We start from the raw sequence: 16,791 nt of genomic DNA, 5'->3' as shown, positions 1-16,791 counted from the left end.
CTTAGCGGCAGCGGCTGCCGCTCATCCGGGAAAAGCCGAGGCCGCTGCCACCGCCGCTGCCCGGCTGGATGCAGATGGTCACCCCCAGCGAGCGGGCGGCCTTGTCGATATCCGGCGGGAAGGGTGAGAACGGCAGCGAACGCTCGATCACCGACTTGATGAAAGCGATTTCCTCGGCCTGATCGCCAGCATTCAGCACGACGAAGGATTTCAGCGAACCATCCGGATTGAGCCTGAACTGCACCGCCGCCGAGCGAACGCCCTTGCTGCGCGGATCGTTCTTGACGAAAGCGGCGCTCCGGTTGAGGCGGCGGACCAGGCCGTCCATGTACATTTCCAGGCTGAAGGGGTCGGGCGGCGGGCCGTTCGGACGCCGCTCCAGCATCGCCTCGCCGGCCTCGTCCTGTGCCGCCATCTGCCGGCCCTGCTCGCGCGCCATGGCCAGCGAGCGCTGGGCCAGCGTCGGCTTCGGGGTGGCTTGAGCCTGACCGGCCAGCTCGTTGAGAAAGCCATCCATCTCCGCCTTCTGTGCCGCCGTCCATTTCGGCGCTGCCGCCACCGCCGGCCCACGCGACTTGTCGACGGTCATCATGCGTGGCCGCGGAGCCGGCTTGGCGGCCTTGCTCGCCGACCTCGGCTGGAGGTTGGCCGGCACCGGCGGCGCCGGCGTTTCTGCCGTTGGCTGGCGCACCGGCCCGAGGCGCGCTTCCAGACGCGACGCTGCCGCCGGCTGGGCGGACGGCTCGTGCCGGGGAACGAACAGGATCAGCAGGTGGATCGCCAGCGAGGCAGCCAGCGCCCAGTTCAGGGCGCGCTGCTCGGGCGAGGTTTGAGCAATCGGCATCGGCGGAATTCTAAGCGGACCTCAGCGTGATGCTCAGCGAAAGCTGCCCCGGGTGGCGTAAATAAACGCAAATGCCGGCCGGGTTCGAGCAGTTGTCCCGGCCGCGCCGGCAAGGCTTATTTGCCGTGCCGACGCTTGCGCTCGAAGTTCAGGGCCCGGGTCAGGTAGTCCCCGAATTCCTTCATCGCCTGCGGGTTGTTGCTGTAACCCTGCTGCTCGATCTCGGCATCAATGATGGCGTCGGTTTCCGGAGACATCGAGGCGTTCGGGTAAGTTGTTCTCTTTTTTGCTTGCTTCATCGCGAGTAATCCTAAAATGAGGCCAAGACTTTAGCAGAGTCGACCGGTCCGACCCAGACCGGCCACTCCCTCACCCATTCAGCACTGGAAAATTCAACGCATGGAATCCCATCTCACCGACATTACGCACGTCATCCAGTTGTCCGTCGCCCCGGTTTTCCTGCTGACGGCCATCTCGACGCTGATCGGTGCGATGAATGCCCGCCTCGGGCGCATTGTCGACCGGCGGCGCGTACTCGGCGAACGGAACAACCGGGGCAACAAGGCGGCCGAGGATCTCGAAGAACTCCAGCAACTGGCCCGCCGCCGCCACCTGATCTATCTGGCCATCCTCTTTGCGGTAATCGCGGCGCTGGCCGTCTGCCTGGTGGTCGGCGGCGCCTTCCTCGGGGCGCTGATGGCGATGGACCTGGCTCGCCTGGTCGCCACTTTCTTCATCTTCGCCATGACCTCGATGATCGCCGCGCTGTCGCTACTGCTCCGCGAGATCTATCTGGCCGTCAGCGCCGGGAGCCGCTAGGCAAGCAGCCGGCACAATGAAAAACGCCCTGTTTTACAGGGCGTTCTTGTCAGACTTGGCCAAGCCGCATCGGCTTAGAACGGGATATCGTCGCCCAGATCGTCGAACGAAGGCTTCGGCTTGTTCTTGGCCGGCGCCGGCGCGTAATCGGTCGGCTCGTTGTCGTAACCGCCACCACCACCGCCGCCGCCCGCCGGGGCACCCATGCCCTGACGGCCGCCCAGCATCTGCATGGCGTCGCCGCGGATTTCGGTGGTGTATTTCTCAACGCCGTCCTTGTCCGTCCATTTGCGGGTCCGCAGGCTGCCTTCGACGTAGATCTGCGAGCCTTTCTTCAGGTACTGGCCACAGACTTCGGCGGTCTTGCCGAAGAAGGAAACGCGGTGCCATTCGGTCACTTCCTTGCGCTCGCCGCTGGCCTTGTCGCGCCAGTTGTCGGTCGTCGCCACGCTCAGGTTGCACATCGCATCGCCGCTGGCGGTGTAGCGCACTTCCGGGTCGCGGCCCAGATTGCCGACGAGAATCACCTTGTTTACCGATGCCATACCCTATCTCTCCTAAGCTGTTTGAGTCGCAGCGGCGGTCTGGCGCCGTTGCGGAAAATTCATCGAGTTCGCTACCGCCAGCCAGAGCAAAGCCAGCCCGGCGCAGGCAGCAAAAACGGCATTATCGCCGAAATTTTGCGCCACATAGCCACCGACCGCACCACCAATAAAGAGTCCGATTGCCTGCGTCGTGTTGTAAACCCCGAGCGCCGCACCCTTGGCGGCGGGCGGCGCGGTCCGCGAAACCAGCGACGGCAGCGTCGCTTCGAGCACGTTGAAGGCAACGAAGAAAAGCAGCAGCCACAGCGCCAGCGTCCACAAGCTGGCGCTGAAGAAAAACAGCCCAACCTGGACGGCGATCAGCAGGGCGACGGCGGCGAGGAAGATCGGCCGCATCTTGTCCTTGCGCTCGGCGGCGATGATCGCCGGCACCATCACTGCGAAGGAGACGAGTACCGCCGGCAGATAGACCTTCCAGTGCTCCGCCGCGGCCAGCCCGCCATGACTGACCAGGGCGTGCGGCAGCACGACGAACATCGCCATCTGCACCATGTGCAGCACGAAGATACCGAGATTCAGGCGTAGCAAGTTGGCGTCGAACAGCACCTGGCGCAAAGGCAGCTTGGCGTGGCCCTGCGGCCCCGGCGCCGCCGGCACGGCCTTGAGCAGCAGCCCGATGGCAGCCAGGGCCAGGCCACCGGTCAGACAGAACAGGCCACCCATGCCGATCCAGCCATAGAGCAGCGGCGCGCCGACCAGCGACAGCGCAAAGACGAGGCCGATCGAGGAACCGATCATCGCCATCACCTTGGTCCGATGTTCCTCGCGCGTCAGGTCGGCGGCAAGCGCGGTGACCGCGGCGGAAATGGCACCGGCGCCCTGCAGCACGCGGCCGACGATGATCCAGTTCATGTCCGGCGCCCAGGCGGCGACAAAGCTGCCGAAGGCAAAGATCAGCAGGCCGATGACGATGACCGGCTTGCGCCCCCAGATGTCGGAGGCGATGCCGTAGGGGATCTGGAAAACGGCCTGGGTCAGGCCGTAGGCACCGAGCGCGAAACCGACCAGCGCCAGGTTGTCGCCTCCGGGCAGGGTTTTCGCGTAAACAGAAAACACCGGCAGGATCAGGAACAGCCCGAGCATGCGCAGGGCGAAGATGGAGGCCAGCGAGGCGCCGGCGCGGCGTTCCTCGGGACTCATGCGATCGGTTGGGGCAGACATTATGTTTGGTGTTTGTTGCATCGCAGCGAAGGCGAGAATATTAGCAGGTTTGCCCCGCCCTCCTCGCCCTCTCCGCCCCTCAAGCCAGCCAGGCCTGGGCGCCCCACAGCGCCAGCATGCCGGCCGCGATGGTCGCCAGCACGCTGCGCGTGGCCGCCGCCACGGCCAGGGCGACCAGCGTCGCCCACCAGCGCGGATTGCCCGGGATTTCGACCAGCACCGGCCCGCCGGGGAAAATTTCCGGCGCGATCAAGGCCCCGAGAATGGCCGGCGGCACGTAACGCAGGAATAGCGAAAAAGCCGGACTGGCCGGCAGGCGCTGGCCGCCCGCGATGAAGGAGAAGCGGATCAGGAAAGTGACCAGGCCGCAGGCCGCCATGGTCAGCAACAAACCGCCCGTACTCATGCCGCCCCCTTATCGAAACGGCGCAGCAAGACGCCGCAGGCGACGCCCACCGCCGCCGCCAGCAGCAGCCCCAGCTTGTGCGGCAGACCGAGCGCCAGCAAGGCGGTGGCCGCTGCTGCCAATGCCGCCCAGGCATCGCTGCGGCGATGGACGCCCAACACCAACAGGGCGATGAAGGTCAGCGCCACCGAGAAATCGAGCGACCAGCCGGCCGGTATCGCTGCCCCGACCAGCACGCCGGCCAGCGTCGACAATTGCCAGCCTGCCCACAGCGTAAACCCGGCGCCGAACAGGAACCAGTGACGCTGTGCTGTCGCCGGCCCGTCACGCAGGCGGCCGATCCCCGCGGCAAAAGCCTCATCGGTCAACAGATAAGCCAACAGCAACTTCCAGCGCCAGGGCAGCGCCTTCAGATAGGCGGCGATCGCCGCGCTGTACAAGGCATGGCGCAGATTGACGACGCCCACCGTGGCCACGATCACCGCCCCCGGCGCCGCCGCGCCGAACAACTGGGCAAAGACGATCTGCGATGAGCCGCCGAAAATCAGCGACGAACTGAGCACCACGGCCCAGCCCGGCAAGCCAGCGGCCAGCCCGAGCACGCCGAAGATCAGGCCGAAGGGCACGACGCCGAGCAGCAGCGGCAATTCGGCGCGAACGCCACCGAGGAATTCGGTACGACAGGATGAGGATGATGGCATGGCGGGGTAGAAAAGAAACAGGGCGCTATGCTAACCGCCGGCCGGCAGCGAGAGAACAAATACAGCGGTAAATCTAGCCGTTCCGGTTTTTGCCTTTTTTCGCGGGTTCACCGCAGCAATCAGGGCGAACGGGCAAAAAATCGACCGTGGCCGAGCGCCGCCATAAAAACTGTATGGACATACAGTCTTCAGTGCAAAATCCAGCTATTTTGCGTATAGTTCCCTTCTCCCAATCCCTAGCAGAACAGCGATGGAAACCATCCGCATTCGTGGCGCGCGCACGCACAATCTGAAGAACATCAACCTCGATCTGCCGCGCGATCAACTGATTGTGATTACCGGGCTGTCCGGCTCCGGCAAGTCCTCGCTGGCTTTCGACACGCTGTACGCCGAGGGCCAGCGGCGCTATGTCGAATCGCTGTCGGCCTATGCCCGGCAGTTCCTGCAGTTGATGGAAAAGCCGGATGTCGACCTGATCGAAGGCTTGAGTCCGGCCATTTCCATCGAGCAGAAGGCGACCTCGCACAACCCGCGCTCCACCGTCGGCACCGTCACCGAAATCCACGACTACCTGCGCCTGCTCTACGCCCGTGCCGGCACGCCCTATTGCCCGGACCACAACCAGGCGCTCGAAGCGCAAACCGTGTCGCAGATGGTCGATACCGTGCTCGCCCTGCCGGCCGAAACCAAGCTGATGATCTTGGCGCCGGTGGTGGCCAACCGCAAGGGCGAACAGCTCGACCTCTTTGCCGAACTGCGCGCCCAGGGCTTCGCCCGCGTCCGCGTCGATGGCACCGTCTATGAAATCGACGAGGTGCCGAAGCTGGCCAAGACGCACAAGCACAACGTCGATGTCGTCGTCGACCGCCTGAAGGTGCGCGATGACATGCGCCAGCGCCTGGCCGAATCTTTCGAAACCGCGCTCCGCCACGCCGAAGGGCGGGCCATGGCGCTCGAAATGGACAGCAACGTCGAGCACCTGTTCTCGGCCAAGTTCGCCTGCCCGGTCTGCTCCTATGCGCTGCAGGAACTCGAACCGCGCCTCTTTTCCTTCAACAACCCGATGGGCGCCTGCCCGAAGTGCGACGGCCTCGGCGTCATCCAGTTCTTCGACCCCAAGCGCGTCGTCACCAACCCGGCCGCCTCGCTGGCCAACGGCGCCATTCGCGGCTGGGACAAGAAGAACCAGTTCTATTTCCAGATCATCGAGTCGATCGCGGCGCATTACGATTTCTCGGTCGATACGCCGTGGGACGAGTTGCCGGACGACATCCGCCAGCTGATTCTCTACGGCTCAGGGCGCACCGAAGTCAATTTCCGCTACCTGAACGAAAAGGGCACGCGCTTCGACCGCAGCCACACCTTCGAAGGGATCATCCCCAATCTCGAACGGCGCTACCGGGGCAGCGACTCCAATGCCGTGCGCGAGGAGTTGTCGAAATACGTCAGCAGTTCGGCTTGCCCGAGTTGCGCCGGCACCCGTCTGCGCATCGAGGCCCGGCATGTTCGGGTCGGCGACAAGACGCTGCACGAAATCAGCCGCCTGCCGCTCGGCGAGGCCCGTAACTATTTCAACTGCCTGACCCTGAGCGGCCACAAGGCGCAGGTCGCCGACAAGATATTGAAGGAAATCACCGCCCGGCTGAGCTTCCTGATCAACGTCGGCCTCGACTACCTGTGCCTCGAACGCTCGGCCGAAACACTGTCCGGCGGCGAAGCGCAGCGCATCCGACTGGCCTCGCAGATCGGCTCCGGCCTGACCGGCGTCATGTATGTGCTGGACGAACCGTCGATCGGCCTGCACCAACGTGACAACGACCGCCTCCTCGAAACCCTGAAGAACCTGCGCGACATGGGCAATACCGTGCTGGTCGTCGAGCATGACGAAGACGCCATCCGGGCCGCCGACTACGTCGTCGACATCGGCCCCGGCGCCGGCGTCCATGGCGGCTCGATTGTCGCCCAGGGCACGCCGGCCGAAGTGACGGCCAACCCGCTGTCGATGACCGGCGATTACCTGTCCGGGCGGCGGGCAATTTTGCCCCCCAAGCAACGTCGACCGCCGGACCCCAACAAACAGCTCAAAGTCGTCGGCGCCTACGGCAACAACCTGAAGGACGTCACGCTCGAAATCCCCGGCGGCCTGCTCACCTGCATCACCGGCGTCTCCGGTTCCGGCAAGTCGACGCTGATCAACGACACGCTCTATGCCGCCGCCGCCCGCCACCTCTACGGCTCGACCACCGAACCGGCGCCGCACAAGGAGATCGTCGGCCTCGACCTGTTCGACAAGGTGATCAACGTCGACCAGGCGCCGATCGGCCGCACGCCGCGCTCCAACCCGGCGACCTACACCGGTCTGCTGACGCCGATCCGCGAACTGTTCGCCCAGGTGCCGGAATCGCGCGCCCGCGGCTACGGCCCGGGCCGCTTCAGCTTCAACGTCAAGGGCGGTCGCTGCGAAGCCTGCCAGGGCGACGGCATGATCAAGGTCGAAATGCACTTCCTGCCCGACATCTACGTCCCCTGCGACGTCTGTCACGGCAAGCGCTACAACCGCGAGACGCTGGAGATCCACTACAAGGGCAAGACCATCCACGACATCCTCGGCATGACCGTCGAGCAGGCCCGCGAGTTCTACGACGCCGTGCCGGTCGTCGCCCGCAAGCTGCAAACGCTGGTCGATGTCGGCCTCAGCTACATCACCCTCGGCCAGAGTGCGACCACGCTGTCCGGTGGCGAGGCGCAACGCGTCAAGCTGGCGCTCGAACTCTCCAAGCGCGACACCGGCCGCACCCTGTACATCCTCGACGAACCGACCACCGGCCTGCATTTCCAGGACATCGAAATGCTGCTCAGCGTGCTGCAGCGGCTGGCCGCCAACGGCAACACCATCGTCGTCATCGAGCACAACCTCGACGTCATCAAGACCGCCGACTGGATCGTCGACCTCGGCCCGGAAGGCGGCGACGGCGGAGGCCGTATCCTGGTCGCCGGTACGCCGGAAATGGTCGCCAAGTGCAAAAGCAGTCATACTGGACGCTTCCTGAAACCCTTGCTGAAGTCATAACCCACCGGGGAGACCGCCATGTCGCTCGCCATCACCATCGTCACGACCGCCAACCGCAAACGCCGCTTCGTCCAGACCGACCCGACCCAGATCGGCGACATCCTCGACAGCCTGAAACGCGCCGGCCAATGGTTCAAGCAATCGAACCTGATCATCGTCGGCCACGAGTCGACCGAAGTCTTCAACCCGGCGTCGATTGCCCGCGTCGAGTTCGAAACGGCGATGGACCTGACGCCTTACCTGCCCTCCGGCTGGAAGCCCGATGCCATGCAGGCGCTCGCCGCCGACGCCGAGACACCGGCCGGCCAAGTTGATGAGGACTCGATGCGGATGCGGATCGATTTCTTCTTCGAAGGCGGCGACACGCTGCCGGTCTGGCTCGACAACAAGGACCCGGGCAGCGCCGCCGAACGCAAGGCACGCGCCACCCACCTGTTCGAGCAGGCGGTCGTGCCCTACCGGCCGCTGCAACCGGGCATCGGCCTGATCAACCCGGCCGCGATGACCCGCGCCCGCTTCGGCATCGCCGTCCTCTACCCGCCGAACACAGCCTGGTTCGCCAACGAGGCATGAGCAGCGCCGAGTTCAAGGGCAAGAGCGGCCTCGTTCGGCTGTGGAACGCGCTCGGCTATTCGCGCGACGGCATCGGCGCCGCCTGGAAAAACGAAGCCGCCTTTCGCGAGGAAGTGCTGCTCGCCATCGTCGCCATTCCGCTCGCCCTTTACCTCGGCCGGAGCGGCGGCGACCGCGCCTTGCTGGTCGGCAGCATCATCCTGGTCCTGATCGTCGAGATCCTCAATTCGGCGGTCGAGGCGGTGGTCGACAAGGCCTCGCCGGAAAAGCACGAACTGGCCAAGCGCGCCAAGGACATGGGCAGCGCCGCGGTACTCTTGAGCCTGATCAACGCCGCCGCAGTCTGGGCCTGCGTGCTCTTCTGGCCGTGAGCCGAAATTTATGTCAGTCAGATTCCGGTCAGGCTTTGCCGGCATGATGGCCCGGCAACTCCTCCTAGACATACCTTGACCCGCCACCCGGCGGGTTATTTTTGCCGGCTTGCCTGACGCCGCAGCATCTCGCGGGCCAGTGCCGAAAACTGCTCGGCCAGTTCATGGCGCATCAGATTGACGCCCAACACCGAGGGTAGCCAGCGCTCGGGCTCCACTTCAAGCTTGTAATCAATGCGCGTCCCGCCGCCGGCCGCCTGATAGTGCAGTTCGCTGCGCATCGACTTGGTCGAGCCAGACAAGGCCTGAGCCAGAATCCGGCCATCCGGCATCAGCTCGATCCGGCGCTCCGATTCAAAGGGGAAGGAAAATGGCCCGAAATCCGCCTTGCCGTGCTGCATGACCCGATAGACGTTGGCGCTGCGCGAGACGAGGCGGCTGCTCGTCAGGTTGGGCATGAAAGCGGTCATGTGCTCGAAGTCGGTCAGCACCTCGAGCGCCACGGCCGGCGTCACGGCGACGCGCAGGCTGAGGCTGGCGAAATAGGTGCCGGCCCGATAGTCGACCGTAACATCCTCGTCGGCGAGCGCCGGCGGTCCATCGGCGGCCGCCGCGCCAACCAGGCACAATATCCAGAGCAGCGGGAGAAGGATGCCGCGCATGGCCGCTACCACGGTCAATGCAACGCCTTGGCCAACCGGGGATGGGTCGCCACGTAGTAGTAGAGCGCCGGCAGCACGAACAGGGTAAGCAGGGTCGCCGAGATCAGACCGCCGATGACGACCAGTGCCAGCGGGCGCTGGGTTTCGGAACCGATGCCGTGCGACAGCGCCATCGGCAGCAGGCCGAGCATGGCCAGCAAGGCGGTCATCAGCACGGTGCGCAGCCTGGACAGCGCGCCCTGGAAAACCACCTGATAAGTATCGAGCTTCTGCAGCTTCAGCTGGTTGAAGTAGCTGACCATCACCACCCCGTTCAGCACCGCCTGCCCGAACAGTGCAATGAAGCCGATCGCCGCCGAGACCGAGAGCGGGATGCCGGAAATGAGCAAGGCGAAAATGCCACCGATCAACGCGAACGGAATGTTGCAGATGATGATCAGCGCATCCTTGAAGGATTCGAAGGCGTCGAAGAGCAGCACGAAGATCATCAAAATCGACAGCGGCACGACCAGCATCAGCCGCTTCATCGCCCGTTCCTGATTCTCGAACTCGCCCGACCAGGTGATCGAGTAGCCTTGCGGCAGCTTGATGTCCTTGGCCTGGGTCTGCATGTCGGCAACGACGCTGCCCATGTCGCGGTCGCGGATGAAGACGCCGATGGCGACGACGCGCTGGCCGGATTCGCGGGCGATGTTCATCGCCCCGCTGCCCATCTTGAAATCGACCAGCGCCGACAGCGGCACCTGCGCCCCGGACGGGGTCGGTACCAGTACCTCTTTCAGGCGGTCGAGCTGGCGCGACGCTTCGTCGAGACGGACGACGACGCTGAAATGGCGATCACCTTCCCAGAGTTCGGTCGCCGCCTTGCCGGCCAGCGCCGTTTCGACGACATCCTGGACGTCCATGACGTTGAGTCCGTAGCGGGCCGCCGCCGCCCGGTCGATCTCCAGCCGGTATTGCGGCAGGTCGCCGTCGCGGTCAATGAGGGCGCGGACGACGCCCGGCACCTTGCCGATCCGCTCGAGCAGCTGGTTGGCGTGCAGCTTCAGGGTTGCCGTATCGTCGCCGAACAGCTTGACGACGATCTGCCCGTCGATCTGCGAGATCGACTCGAGAATCTGGTCGCGCACCGGCTGGCTGAAGGTCGGCTCGATGCCCGGCATGTCGTTCAGCTTGTCCTCCATCTCGCGGACCAGTTCGTCCTTGCTGATGCCCTTGCGCCACAGCTTGTCCGGCTTCAGGTCGACCAGCATCTCGGTCATGTTGATGTTCTTCGGATCGGTGCCGTCTTCCGGCCGCCCCCCCTTGGAAATCACCGCATTGACCTCGGGGAAGTCGGCAATGATCCGGCGCAACTTGCGCAACTCGCCCTTCGCCTCGTCGACCGAAACCGAGGTCGGCAAGGTGATGTTGATCCAGATCGAGCCTTCGTTCAATTCGGGCAGGAACTCGGTGCCCAGTTGCGGTACCAGCGCCGCCGTGATGGCCAGGGCGCCGAGGGCGATGAGCAGGACCCGCCGGGTATTGGCCAGCACCCACTGCAGCGCCGGTTCGTAGCGGTTCATGAACCAGTGCATCAGCTTCGTTTCTTCGTGCGGCACGTTTTTCCGGAAAGCGATCTTGCTCAGGAACGGCACCAGCGTCAGCGACAGGATCAGCGAGGTGATCAGCGCCGCCACCACCGAGTAGGCCATCGGCGCGAAAATCTTGCCTTCGTGGCGCTGCATCGTGAAGATCGGCAGGTGGGCGACCATGATGATGACCATCGAGAACACCGTCGGCCGGCCGATTTCGACCACCGCCTCCTGGATCGTCCGCGTATGCGGCCGGTGATCGTCGTCGCGATTGGCTTCGCCGAGGCGGCGGAAGATGTTTTCGATGACGATGACCGCGCCATCGACGATGATGCCGAAGTCCATCGCCCCCAGCGACAGCAGGTTGGCCGGGATGCCGACCGCCGACAGGCCGATGAAGGTGCCGAGCAGGGCGAGCGGGATGATCGAGGCGACGATCGCCGCCGCCCGCAGGTCGGCCAGGAACAGGTAGAGAACCAGCGTAACGAGCAGCGCGCCTTCGAGCAGGTTCATGAAAACGGTTTTCAGCGTCTTGCTGATCAGCCAGGAACGGTCGTAGAACGGCACGATCTGCACGCCGGGCGGCAAGCCGCCGGCATTCAGCGCATCGACCTTGGCCTTCAGGGCGTCGAGCACCATCGATGGATTTTCGTCCTTGCGCAGCAGCACGATGCCCGACACCACGTCATCCTGGTCGCCGCTGGCGTCGCTGATACCGACGATGCCCTGCTCCGGCACCCGCGACTCGACGACTTCGGCAATGTCGCAGACCAGCACCGGCGTGCCGCTGTTTTCGGCGACCACCACCTGGCCGATATCGGCCGACGAATGGAGCAGACCAAGCGAACGGATCAGGAACTGCTGCCGGCCCTGCGCCACCGAACCGCCGCCGGCATTGGCGTTGGCCCGCTGCAATGCATTGAACAACTGGCCGATGGTGATCTTGTAGTCGCGCAGCTTGGCCAGGTTCGGCCGCACTTCGTACTGGCGGATCGGGCCGCCGAGCGAAACGACATCGGCGATGCCGGGCACCTGCTTGATCTGGCGGGCCACCGTCCAGTCCTGGATGGCGCGTACTTCGCTCGGTTTCAAGCCGGGTGCATCGAGTCGGTAACGGAAGATTTCGCCGGTCGCCGTCGCCGGCGGCGCCAGTTCCGGCTCGACGCCAACCGGCAGGTCGAGGCCACGCAGGCGTTCCTCGACCAGTTGGCGAGCCATGAACAGGCTGGGCTTTTCGTCGAAAGTGACGACGATGAAGGAGAGGCCGAACTGCGTGTGCGAGAACATGCGGATCGAGTTCGGCACGCCGGACAGCGCAATCTCCAACGGAATGGTCACCTGCTTCTCGACCTCTTCCGGCGCCCGGCCCGGATAAAGGGAAATCACCGTGACCTGGGTATCGGTGACATCGGGAAAAGCCTCGATCGGCAGGTTCTTGAAGGCGGTCACCCCGATGCCGATGAACAGCACCAGGCCGAGAATGATGAACAGCGGCTGGTTGAGCGCGAAATGAACGATGCGCTTGATCATTTCGCCGCCTGCTTGTCGGCGGCCTGCGGCTTGAAAAACCTCAGCAGGTGCAGGTTGCCTTCGACGACGACCTTGTCACCCTGTTTGACGCCCTCGAGCTCGATCCAGCCGTCGCGTTCGGTGCCGCAACGAACCGGCTGCCGCCGGTAGCTGCCAACCGCTTCCTCGATGAAGACATAGCGCTTGTCGCCGGACAGGAAGACCGCCGTTGCCGGTGCCCGCAAGGCCTGCATCGCCGGCAGTTCGACCAGCGCATTGACGAACATTTCGCCTTTCAGGCGGCGCTCGGCATTCGGCACCTCGCCGCGCACCTTGATCGTCCGCGTCGTCGGGTCGACGAAATCGGCGACGTGGCGGATGACGCCCTTGAAACGTTCGCCGGGATACTGCCGCGATTCGATGAGCAGCGGCTCGCCCTTCTGCAAATGGGCCAGGTCCGCCTCGCCGGCATCGATCTGGATCCACAGGCTGGCCGGATCGGTGACCACGAACAGCGGCGTGGTCGCCTGCTCGGGGCGGAACTCCATGCCCGGGTTCAGGTTACGCTCGACGACGACGCCGGCCAGCGGGCTGCGCAGCACGTAGGAACCGTCGGCCTCGCCGCCCAGCCCGGCCAGCCGGCGGGCGGCCCGTTCGCCTTCGGCCTTGGCCGCGACGGCGGCCGCCTCGGCCTGTTGCCAGTCCTTTTCGGCAATGACGCCAGCTTCACGCAACTGGCGGCTGCGGTCCAGTGCCTGAGCCGCGACCTGCGCCTCGGCCCTCGCCTTGCGCACGTCGGCCAAGGCCTGGCCATAATCCGGCGAATTGAGCACGGCCAGTGCCTGGCCGGTTTTTACCGTATCGCCGACGTCGACCGCCAGACTCTGCACCCGGCCGCCCAGTTGCGGGAAAACGCGCACCGTCTTTTCCTCGTTCCAGACCAATCGGCCGGGCAGGCGCAGCACGCCGCCCGGGTCGCGCTCGACCGTCGCCAGCTTGAGGAACGTCGCCTTGTCCGGCTCGCTCAGCGTGATGCGCTCGCCGTCGACCTTGAAGGCCGCCTGCTTTTTCGCTTCGGGTTCGGCAGAGCAACCGGCCAGGGCCAGCGACAGTGAGAGGAGGATGGGCGTCAACTTCATTTCGATTTCCTGAATTCGGCCTGGATCTGCCAGTCCGATAATGCTTTGGCGTAATCGGCGCGCGCGCTAGCCGCTTCGATCTGGATCTGGCGCAACGTACGGCGGGCGTCGAGCAGGTCCATCAGCCCCATCGCTCCCTTGCTGTAGGCAAACTCGGCGGCCTTGGCGACCCGCTCTGCATCGGCCAGCAAGCCGCCTTCAAGCCGCTGGTAGCGATCCCGTGCCGAAAGCAGCGCATTGCGCGCCTGCGCCACCTGGCCGGTGGCCTGCGCCTGCAACTGCTCCAGTTGCCGGCGGGCAACATCGAGGTCGGCTTCGGAACGAGCGATTTCGCCTTCGTACTCGTGCCAGATGAAGAGCGGCACGCTGACCCCGAAGCCGTAGCTGTTGGTCGGCGCGTTCTGCATGTTGTGTTCGTACTGGACGCCAAGGGTGACGTCGCGGCTCTTCTTGGCCCGCGCCAGATCGCGCTCGGCCTCGGCCGCCTGCAGGCGGCGGCTGGCCGCCGCCAGATCCGGCCGCTGCTCGAGCGGGGCCTGGGCCAGGGCCAGCGCTTCCAGCACCGGCCAGTTGTCGGCGGCGACCAGTGACTCGGCCTCGGCATCGCGACCGATCAGGTAGGCCAGCGCTTGCCGGGCCTGTTGCAGGTCGGTCAGCGCCTGCCGAGCATCGCTGTCGGCCCGCCCCTGGTCAATCTGCAGGCGGGAGAGGTCGACCGGCGCGATGTCACCAGCCTTTTTCCGCAACTTGCCGGCCTCGGCGCTCTTGCCATAAAGCGCCGCGGTTTCCTGCGCCAGGACCAACCGTTCCTGGGCCAGGCGCAGGTTGTAGTAGGCGTAGCGCAGCATGCCCAGTTGCTGGCGGGCCGCGTCATCGAGATCGAAACGCGCCGCATCGAGGCGGGCTGCGGCGCTCTTGACCCGCAATTCGCGCTTGCTGCCGCGCTCGATCAGCTGATCGAGGCGGAGCTGGGTATCCATTTTCTTGTCTTTCCACGGACCGGCCCCGTAGCCCGACCACGGGCTGATCGACAGCATATTCAGCGAGACATCGGGATTGGGGATTTGCCCGGCTGCCGTCACATCGGCGGCGGCACCGGCAACGGCGGCCTGCCCCAGGCGAAGTTCGCGGCTGTGTTCCTGCCAGAGCCGTTCGGCCTCCTGCAGGGTCAGAGAAGAAGTACCCTGCGCCATGGCCAGCGCCGGCAAGATCAGGAAAAACAATAAGGATCTCATTGCTTGGACAAGGAAAGCGGAGTGGTATCGTATGGCGCTCCGCTGACCAATTTCTGACACCTGATGCGCATACTTCTTGTCGAGGACGACGCCCTGCTGGCCGACGGTCTGGCCCGCTCGCTGGGTCAATCCGGCTATCTCGTTGAAGTCGCCGCCGACGGCCTGACCGCCGATCGCTGGCTCGAAAACGAGAGCTTTGACCTGACCATTCTCGATCTCGGCCTGCCCGGTCTGGATGGCAGCACGGTGCTGCAACGCCTGCGTGCCCGCAAGCAACGCACGCCGGTACTGATCCTGTCGGCCCGGATGGCGATTGAGGAGCGGGTTCGCCTGCTTGACCTCGGGGCCGACGATTACGTCGTCAAGCCGGTCGCCCTGGTCGAACTGGAAGCCCGCGTCCGTGCCCTGATCCGGCGCGGCGCCGGCGCCGCCGAACCGACCATCCGCCTCGGCCGGCTGGAACTCGACACCGTCGGCAAGCGGGCCTGGCTGGACGGCAAGGCACTGGAGCTGAGCGCCCGCGAATGGGCCGCGCTGGAATTTCTCGCCAGCCGGGTCAATCGCATTGTCAATAAAGAACAGATCATGCAGGCGCTCTATCGCTGGGATGAGGAAATCACCCCCAACGCCATCGAGAAATTCATCTCCCGCCTGCGCAACAAACTCGAACCGGCCGGCATCACCATCCGCACCGTGCGCGGCCTCGGCTACTACCTGGAAAAACCGGATCAGGACGCCCATGAAGCAGGCTAGCCTGCGCTTCCTGCTGCTCCGCCAGTTGCTGCCGGCGATGCTGGCACTGCTGCTGGCCGGCGCCGCCACCGCTTACTGGGTCGCCTGGCGCAGCGCCACCAAGGCCTATGACCGCGCACTGTTCGATACGACGCTGGCCATTGCCGACCAGTTGCGCATCGTCGACGAAAAACCGCAACTGCCCTTGACGCCGCAGGCCCGGGCCGTACTGCTAACCGACAAGTTCGACGAAATTTTCTACGCGGTGCGCGGCCCGGACGGCGAAGTGCTGGATGGCGAAGTCGGCTTGTCGATGCCGGCCTCGGCACAGCCGAGAATCGTCAACAACGAAGGCCGCTACTACTTCGACGACTGGCTGAAGGGGCAGCCGATCCGCGTTGCCGTGCTGCAAAAGGAGTTGGCCGGATCGATGGTGACCGTCCTGGCCGGCGAAACACTGGTCAAGCGCAATGCCTTAGTCCGCGAAATCATTCTCGGCATGCTGCTTCCGGAGTTGCTGCTGATCCTGGTCAGCCTCGGCGTCGTCTGGTTCGGCGTCCGCTCCGGCCTGCGCCCGCTGTCCGCCTTGCGTCAGGAACTGGCCGGACGCTCGCAGAGCGATCTCAGCCCGGTCCAGGTCACCGTCCCCGAAGAAATCGAACCGGTCGTCACCGAGATCAACGAACTGCTGCAACGCCTGCAACGCTCGCTGGCCAGCCAGCGCAATTTCGTCTCCGATGCAGCCCACCAGTTGCGGACCCCGATTGCCGCGCTACAGGCCCAGGTCGAGGCGGCGTGCAACGAGTCGGCGCCGGACACCCGGCAAAAACTGGAGGGCGTGCTGACCGCCGCCCAGCGTCTGTCGCACCTGGTCGCCCAGATGCTGTCACTGGCCCGGGCCGAACCCTCGCCCGCCCAGACGCAGCCCGAGGTTTCGCTGGCAGCAGTGGTCCAGAAAGTGGCCGAAAGCTGGCTGCCGTTGGCCTTCAGCCGGCAGATCGACCTCGGCTTCGACCTGGCGCCGGCCTTCATGCACGGCAATAGCCTGCTGCTGGAGGAGCTGCTCGGCAACCTGCTCAACAACGCGCTGCGCTACACCCCGGAAGGCGGCACAGTCACCGTCAGTTGCGGCGCAGAAGATGGCCGGGCCTGGCTCAGCGTCGAGGATAGCGGCAAGGGGATTGCGGCCGGCGAACGCGACAAGGTCTTCGAACGCTTCTACCAGGCACCGGGCAGCCTGAGCGACGGCAACGGCCTCGGCCTCGCCATCGTCCGCGAAATCGCCCGCCAGCATGGCGGCAACGTCATCGCCCAAGCCTCGGAAAAACTGGGCGGTGCCTGCCTGCTGGCCAGCTTTCCCGCCCAGCGCCCGACCACTGCCGCCTAGTGC

Annotated in this window: 16 protein-coding genes; 6 read left to right on the top strand and 10 right to left on the bottom strand. The window is 65.0% G+C overall.

Annotated features, from left to right (window positions below; translation table 11 throughout):
- Window position 1: 1 nt before the first annotated feature.
- Together GH663_RS12315 and GH663_RS12310 are read right to left on the bottom strand one after the other, a co-directional pair.
- On the bottom strand, window positions 2-844 hold the full coding sequence (locus GH663_RS12315) for a hypothetical protein (protein ID WP_153132046.1): 843 nt from the start codon (window positions 842-844) through the stop codon (window positions 2-4).
- A 116-nt stretch (window positions 845-960) separates the two neighbouring features.
- Window positions 961-1,143: a hypothetical protein gene (locus tag GH663_RS12310; protein WP_153132045.1), complete on the bottom strand. Its 183-nt coding sequence runs from the start codon at window positions 1,141-1,143 to the stop codon at window positions 961-963.
- A 100-nt stretch (window positions 1,144-1,243) separates the two neighbouring features.
- Here GH663_RS12310 and GH663_RS12305 point away from each other — a divergent pair, with 100 nt between their 5' ends.
- Window positions 1,244-1,663, top strand: a complete 420-nt coding sequence (locus GH663_RS12305) for a DUF2721 domain-containing protein (RefSeq protein ID WP_153132044.1) — start codon at window positions 1,244-1,246, stop codon at window positions 1,661-1,663.
- 74 nt (window positions 1,664-1,737) lie between these two features.
- Here the strand turns inward: GH663_RS12305 and ssb are convergent, their stop codons facing one another.
- The 4 genes from ssb to GH663_RS12285 form a co-directional block, all read right to left on the bottom strand.
- Entirely contained in the window at window positions 1,738-2,208 is a 471-nt protein-coding gene (gene ssb, locus GH663_RS12300; RefSeq protein ID WP_153132043.1) for a single-stranded DNA-binding protein, read from the bottom strand.
- Between the two features lie 12 nt (window positions 2,209-2,220).
- On the bottom strand, window positions 2,221-3,429 hold the full coding sequence (locus GH663_RS12295; protein ID WP_246181583.1) for an MFS transporter: 1,209 nt from the start codon (window positions 3,427-3,429) through the stop codon (window positions 2,221-2,223).
- Window positions 3,430-3,508: 79 nt separating this feature from the next.
- Complete coding sequence (locus GH663_RS12290) at window positions 3,509-3,835, bottom strand: AzlD domain-containing protein (protein WP_153132042.1); 327 nt, start codon at window positions 3,833-3,835, stop codon at window positions 3,509-3,511.
- The gene (locus tag GH663_RS12285) at window positions 3,832-4,536 is read right to left on the bottom strand and encodes an AzlC family ABC transporter permease (RefSeq protein WP_153132041.1); all 705 of its coding nucleotides are present in this window, start codon (window positions 4,534-4,536) and stop codon (window positions 3,832-3,834) included. The genes GH663_RS12290 and GH663_RS12285 overlap by 4 nt, the downstream gene beginning before the upstream one ends.
- 250 nt (window positions 4,537-4,786) lie before the next feature.
- Between GH663_RS12285 and uvrA the strand changes: the two genes are divergently transcribed.
- From uvrA to GH663_RS12270, 3 genes are read left to right on the top strand one after another with little or no spacing between them, the layout of a single operon-like run.
- Complete coding sequence (uvrA, locus tag GH663_RS12280) at window positions 4,787-7,606, top strand: excinuclease ABC subunit UvrA (protein WP_153132040.1); 2,820 nt, start codon at window positions 4,787-4,789, stop codon at window positions 7,604-7,606.
- 18 nt (window positions 7,607-7,624) lie between these two features.
- Window positions 7,625-8,179: a hypothetical protein gene (locus GH663_RS12275; RefSeq protein WP_153132039.1), complete on the top strand. Its 555-nt coding sequence runs from the start codon at window positions 7,625-7,627 to the stop codon at window positions 8,177-8,179.
- Window positions 8,176-8,550: a diacylglycerol kinase gene (locus tag GH663_RS12270; RefSeq protein WP_153132038.1), complete on the top strand. Its 375-nt coding sequence runs from the start codon at window positions 8,176-8,178 to the stop codon at window positions 8,548-8,550. Before GH663_RS12275 ends, GH663_RS12270 begins: the two co-directional genes overlap by 4 nt.
- 95 nt (window positions 8,551-8,645) lie before the next feature.
- Here GH663_RS12270 and GH663_RS12265 read toward each other — a convergent pair whose 3' ends face one another.
- The 4 genes from GH663_RS12265 to GH663_RS12250 are packed head-to-tail and all read right to left on the bottom strand — an operon-like array spanning window position 8,646 to window position 14,657.
- Window positions 8,646-9,212, bottom strand: a complete 567-nt coding sequence (locus GH663_RS12265) for an SRPBCC family protein (RefSeq protein WP_153132037.1) — start codon at window positions 9,210-9,212, stop codon at window positions 8,646-8,648.
- A 14-nt stretch (window positions 9,213-9,226) separates the two neighbouring features.
- Entirely contained in the window at window positions 9,227-12,316 is a 3,090-nt protein-coding gene (locus tag GH663_RS12260) for an efflux RND transporter permease subunit (RefSeq protein WP_153132036.1), read from the bottom strand.
- The gene (locus GH663_RS12255) at window positions 12,313-13,434 is read right to left on the bottom strand and encodes an efflux RND transporter periplasmic adaptor subunit (RefSeq protein ID WP_153132035.1); all 1,122 of its coding nucleotides are present in this window, start codon (window positions 13,432-13,434) and stop codon (window positions 12,313-12,315) included. The genes GH663_RS12260 and GH663_RS12255 overlap by 4 nt, the downstream gene beginning before the upstream one ends.
- Complete coding sequence (locus tag GH663_RS12250; RefSeq protein ID WP_246181582.1) at window positions 13,431-14,657, bottom strand: TolC family protein; 1,227 nt, start codon at window positions 14,655-14,657, stop codon at window positions 13,431-13,433. The genes GH663_RS12255 and GH663_RS12250 overlap by 4 nt, the downstream gene beginning before the upstream one ends.
- Before the next feature lie 75 nt (window positions 14,658-14,732).
- On the opposite strand from GH663_RS12250, the gene GH663_RS12245 reads away from it, so the two are divergent.
- On the top strand, window positions 14,733-15,422 hold the full coding sequence (locus GH663_RS12245) for a response regulator (RefSeq protein WP_153132033.1): 690 nt from the start codon (window positions 14,733-14,735) through the stop codon (window positions 15,420-15,422).
- Window positions 15,409-16,788: a sensor histidine kinase gene (locus GH663_RS12240; RefSeq protein WP_153132032.1), complete on the top strand. Its 1,380-nt coding sequence runs from the start codon at window positions 15,409-15,411 to the stop codon at window positions 16,786-16,788. Before GH663_RS12245 ends, GH663_RS12240 begins: the two co-directional genes overlap by 14 nt.
- Window positions 16,789-16,791: the final 3 nt, after the last annotated feature.

It is taken from the genome of Dechloromonas hortensis (assembly GCF_009469765.1).
GTDB classification, from domain to species: Bacteria; Pseudomonadota; Gammaproteobacteria; order Burkholderiales; family Rhodocyclaceae; genus Azonexus; species Azonexus hortensis.
The sequence above is the reverse complement of the archived record's forward strand: the minus strand, read 5'-3'. Positions and strand labels throughout refer to the sequence as shown.

What these genes read in the sequence shown, in the direction of transcription:
- GH663_RS12315 (WP_153132046.1), bottom strand. Translation starts at nt 844, where the DNA reads ATGCCGATTGCTCAAACCTCGCCCGAGCAGCGCGCCCTGAACTGGGCG.
- GH663_RS12310 (WP_153132045.1), bottom strand. Translation starts at nt 1,143, where the DNA reads ATGAAGCAAGCAAAAAAGAGAACAACTTACCCGAACGCCTCGATGTCT.
- GH663_RS12305 (WP_153132044.1), top strand. Translation starts at nt 1,244, where the DNA reads ATGGAATCCCATCTCACCGACATTACGCACGTCATCCAGTTGTCCGTC.
- ssb (WP_153132043.1), bottom strand. Translation starts at nt 2,208, where the DNA reads ATGGCATCGGTAAACAAGGTGATTCTCGTCGGCAATCTGGGCCGCGAC.
- GH663_RS12295 (WP_246181583.1), bottom strand. Translation starts at nt 3,429, where the DNA reads ATGTCTGCCCCAACCGATCGCATGAGTCCCGAGGAACGCCGCGCCGGC.
- GH663_RS12290 (WP_153132042.1), bottom strand. Translation starts at nt 3,835, where the DNA reads ATGAGTACGGGCGGTTTGTTGCTGACCATGGCGGCCTGCGGCCTGGTC.
- GH663_RS12285 (WP_153132041.1), bottom strand. Translation starts at nt 4,536, where the DNA reads ATGCCATCATCCTCATCCTGTCGTACCGAATTCCTCGGTGGCGTTCGC.
- uvrA (WP_153132040.1), top strand. Translation starts at nt 4,787, where the DNA reads ATGGAAACCATCCGCATTCGTGGCGCGCGCACGCACAATCTGAAGAAC.
- GH663_RS12275 (WP_153132039.1), top strand. Translation starts at nt 7,625, where the DNA reads ATGTCGCTCGCCATCACCATCGTCACGACCGCCAACCGCAAACGCCGC.
- GH663_RS12270 (WP_153132038.1), top strand. Translation starts at nt 8,176, where the DNA reads ATGAGCAGCGCCGAGTTCAAGGGCAAGAGCGGCCTCGTTCGGCTGTGG.
- GH663_RS12265 (WP_153132037.1), bottom strand. Translation starts at nt 9,212, where the DNA reads ATGCGCGGCATCCTTCTCCCGCTGCTCTGGATATTGTGCCTGGTTGGC.
- GH663_RS12260 (WP_153132036.1), bottom strand. Translation starts at nt 12,316, where the DNA reads ATGATCAAGCGCATCGTTCATTTCGCGCTCAACCAGCCGCTGTTCATC.
- GH663_RS12255 (WP_153132035.1), bottom strand. Translation starts at nt 13,434, where the DNA reads ATGAAGTTGACGCCCATCCTCCTCTCACTGTCGCTGGCCCTGGCCGGT.
- GH663_RS12245 (WP_153132033.1), top strand. Translation starts at nt 14,733, where the DNA reads ATGCGCATACTTCTTGTCGAGGACGACGCCCTGCTGGCCGACGGTCTG.
- GH663_RS12240 (WP_153132032.1), top strand. Translation starts at nt 15,409, where the DNA reads ATGAAGCAGGCTAGCCTGCGCTTCCTGCTGCTCCGCCAGTTGCTGCCG.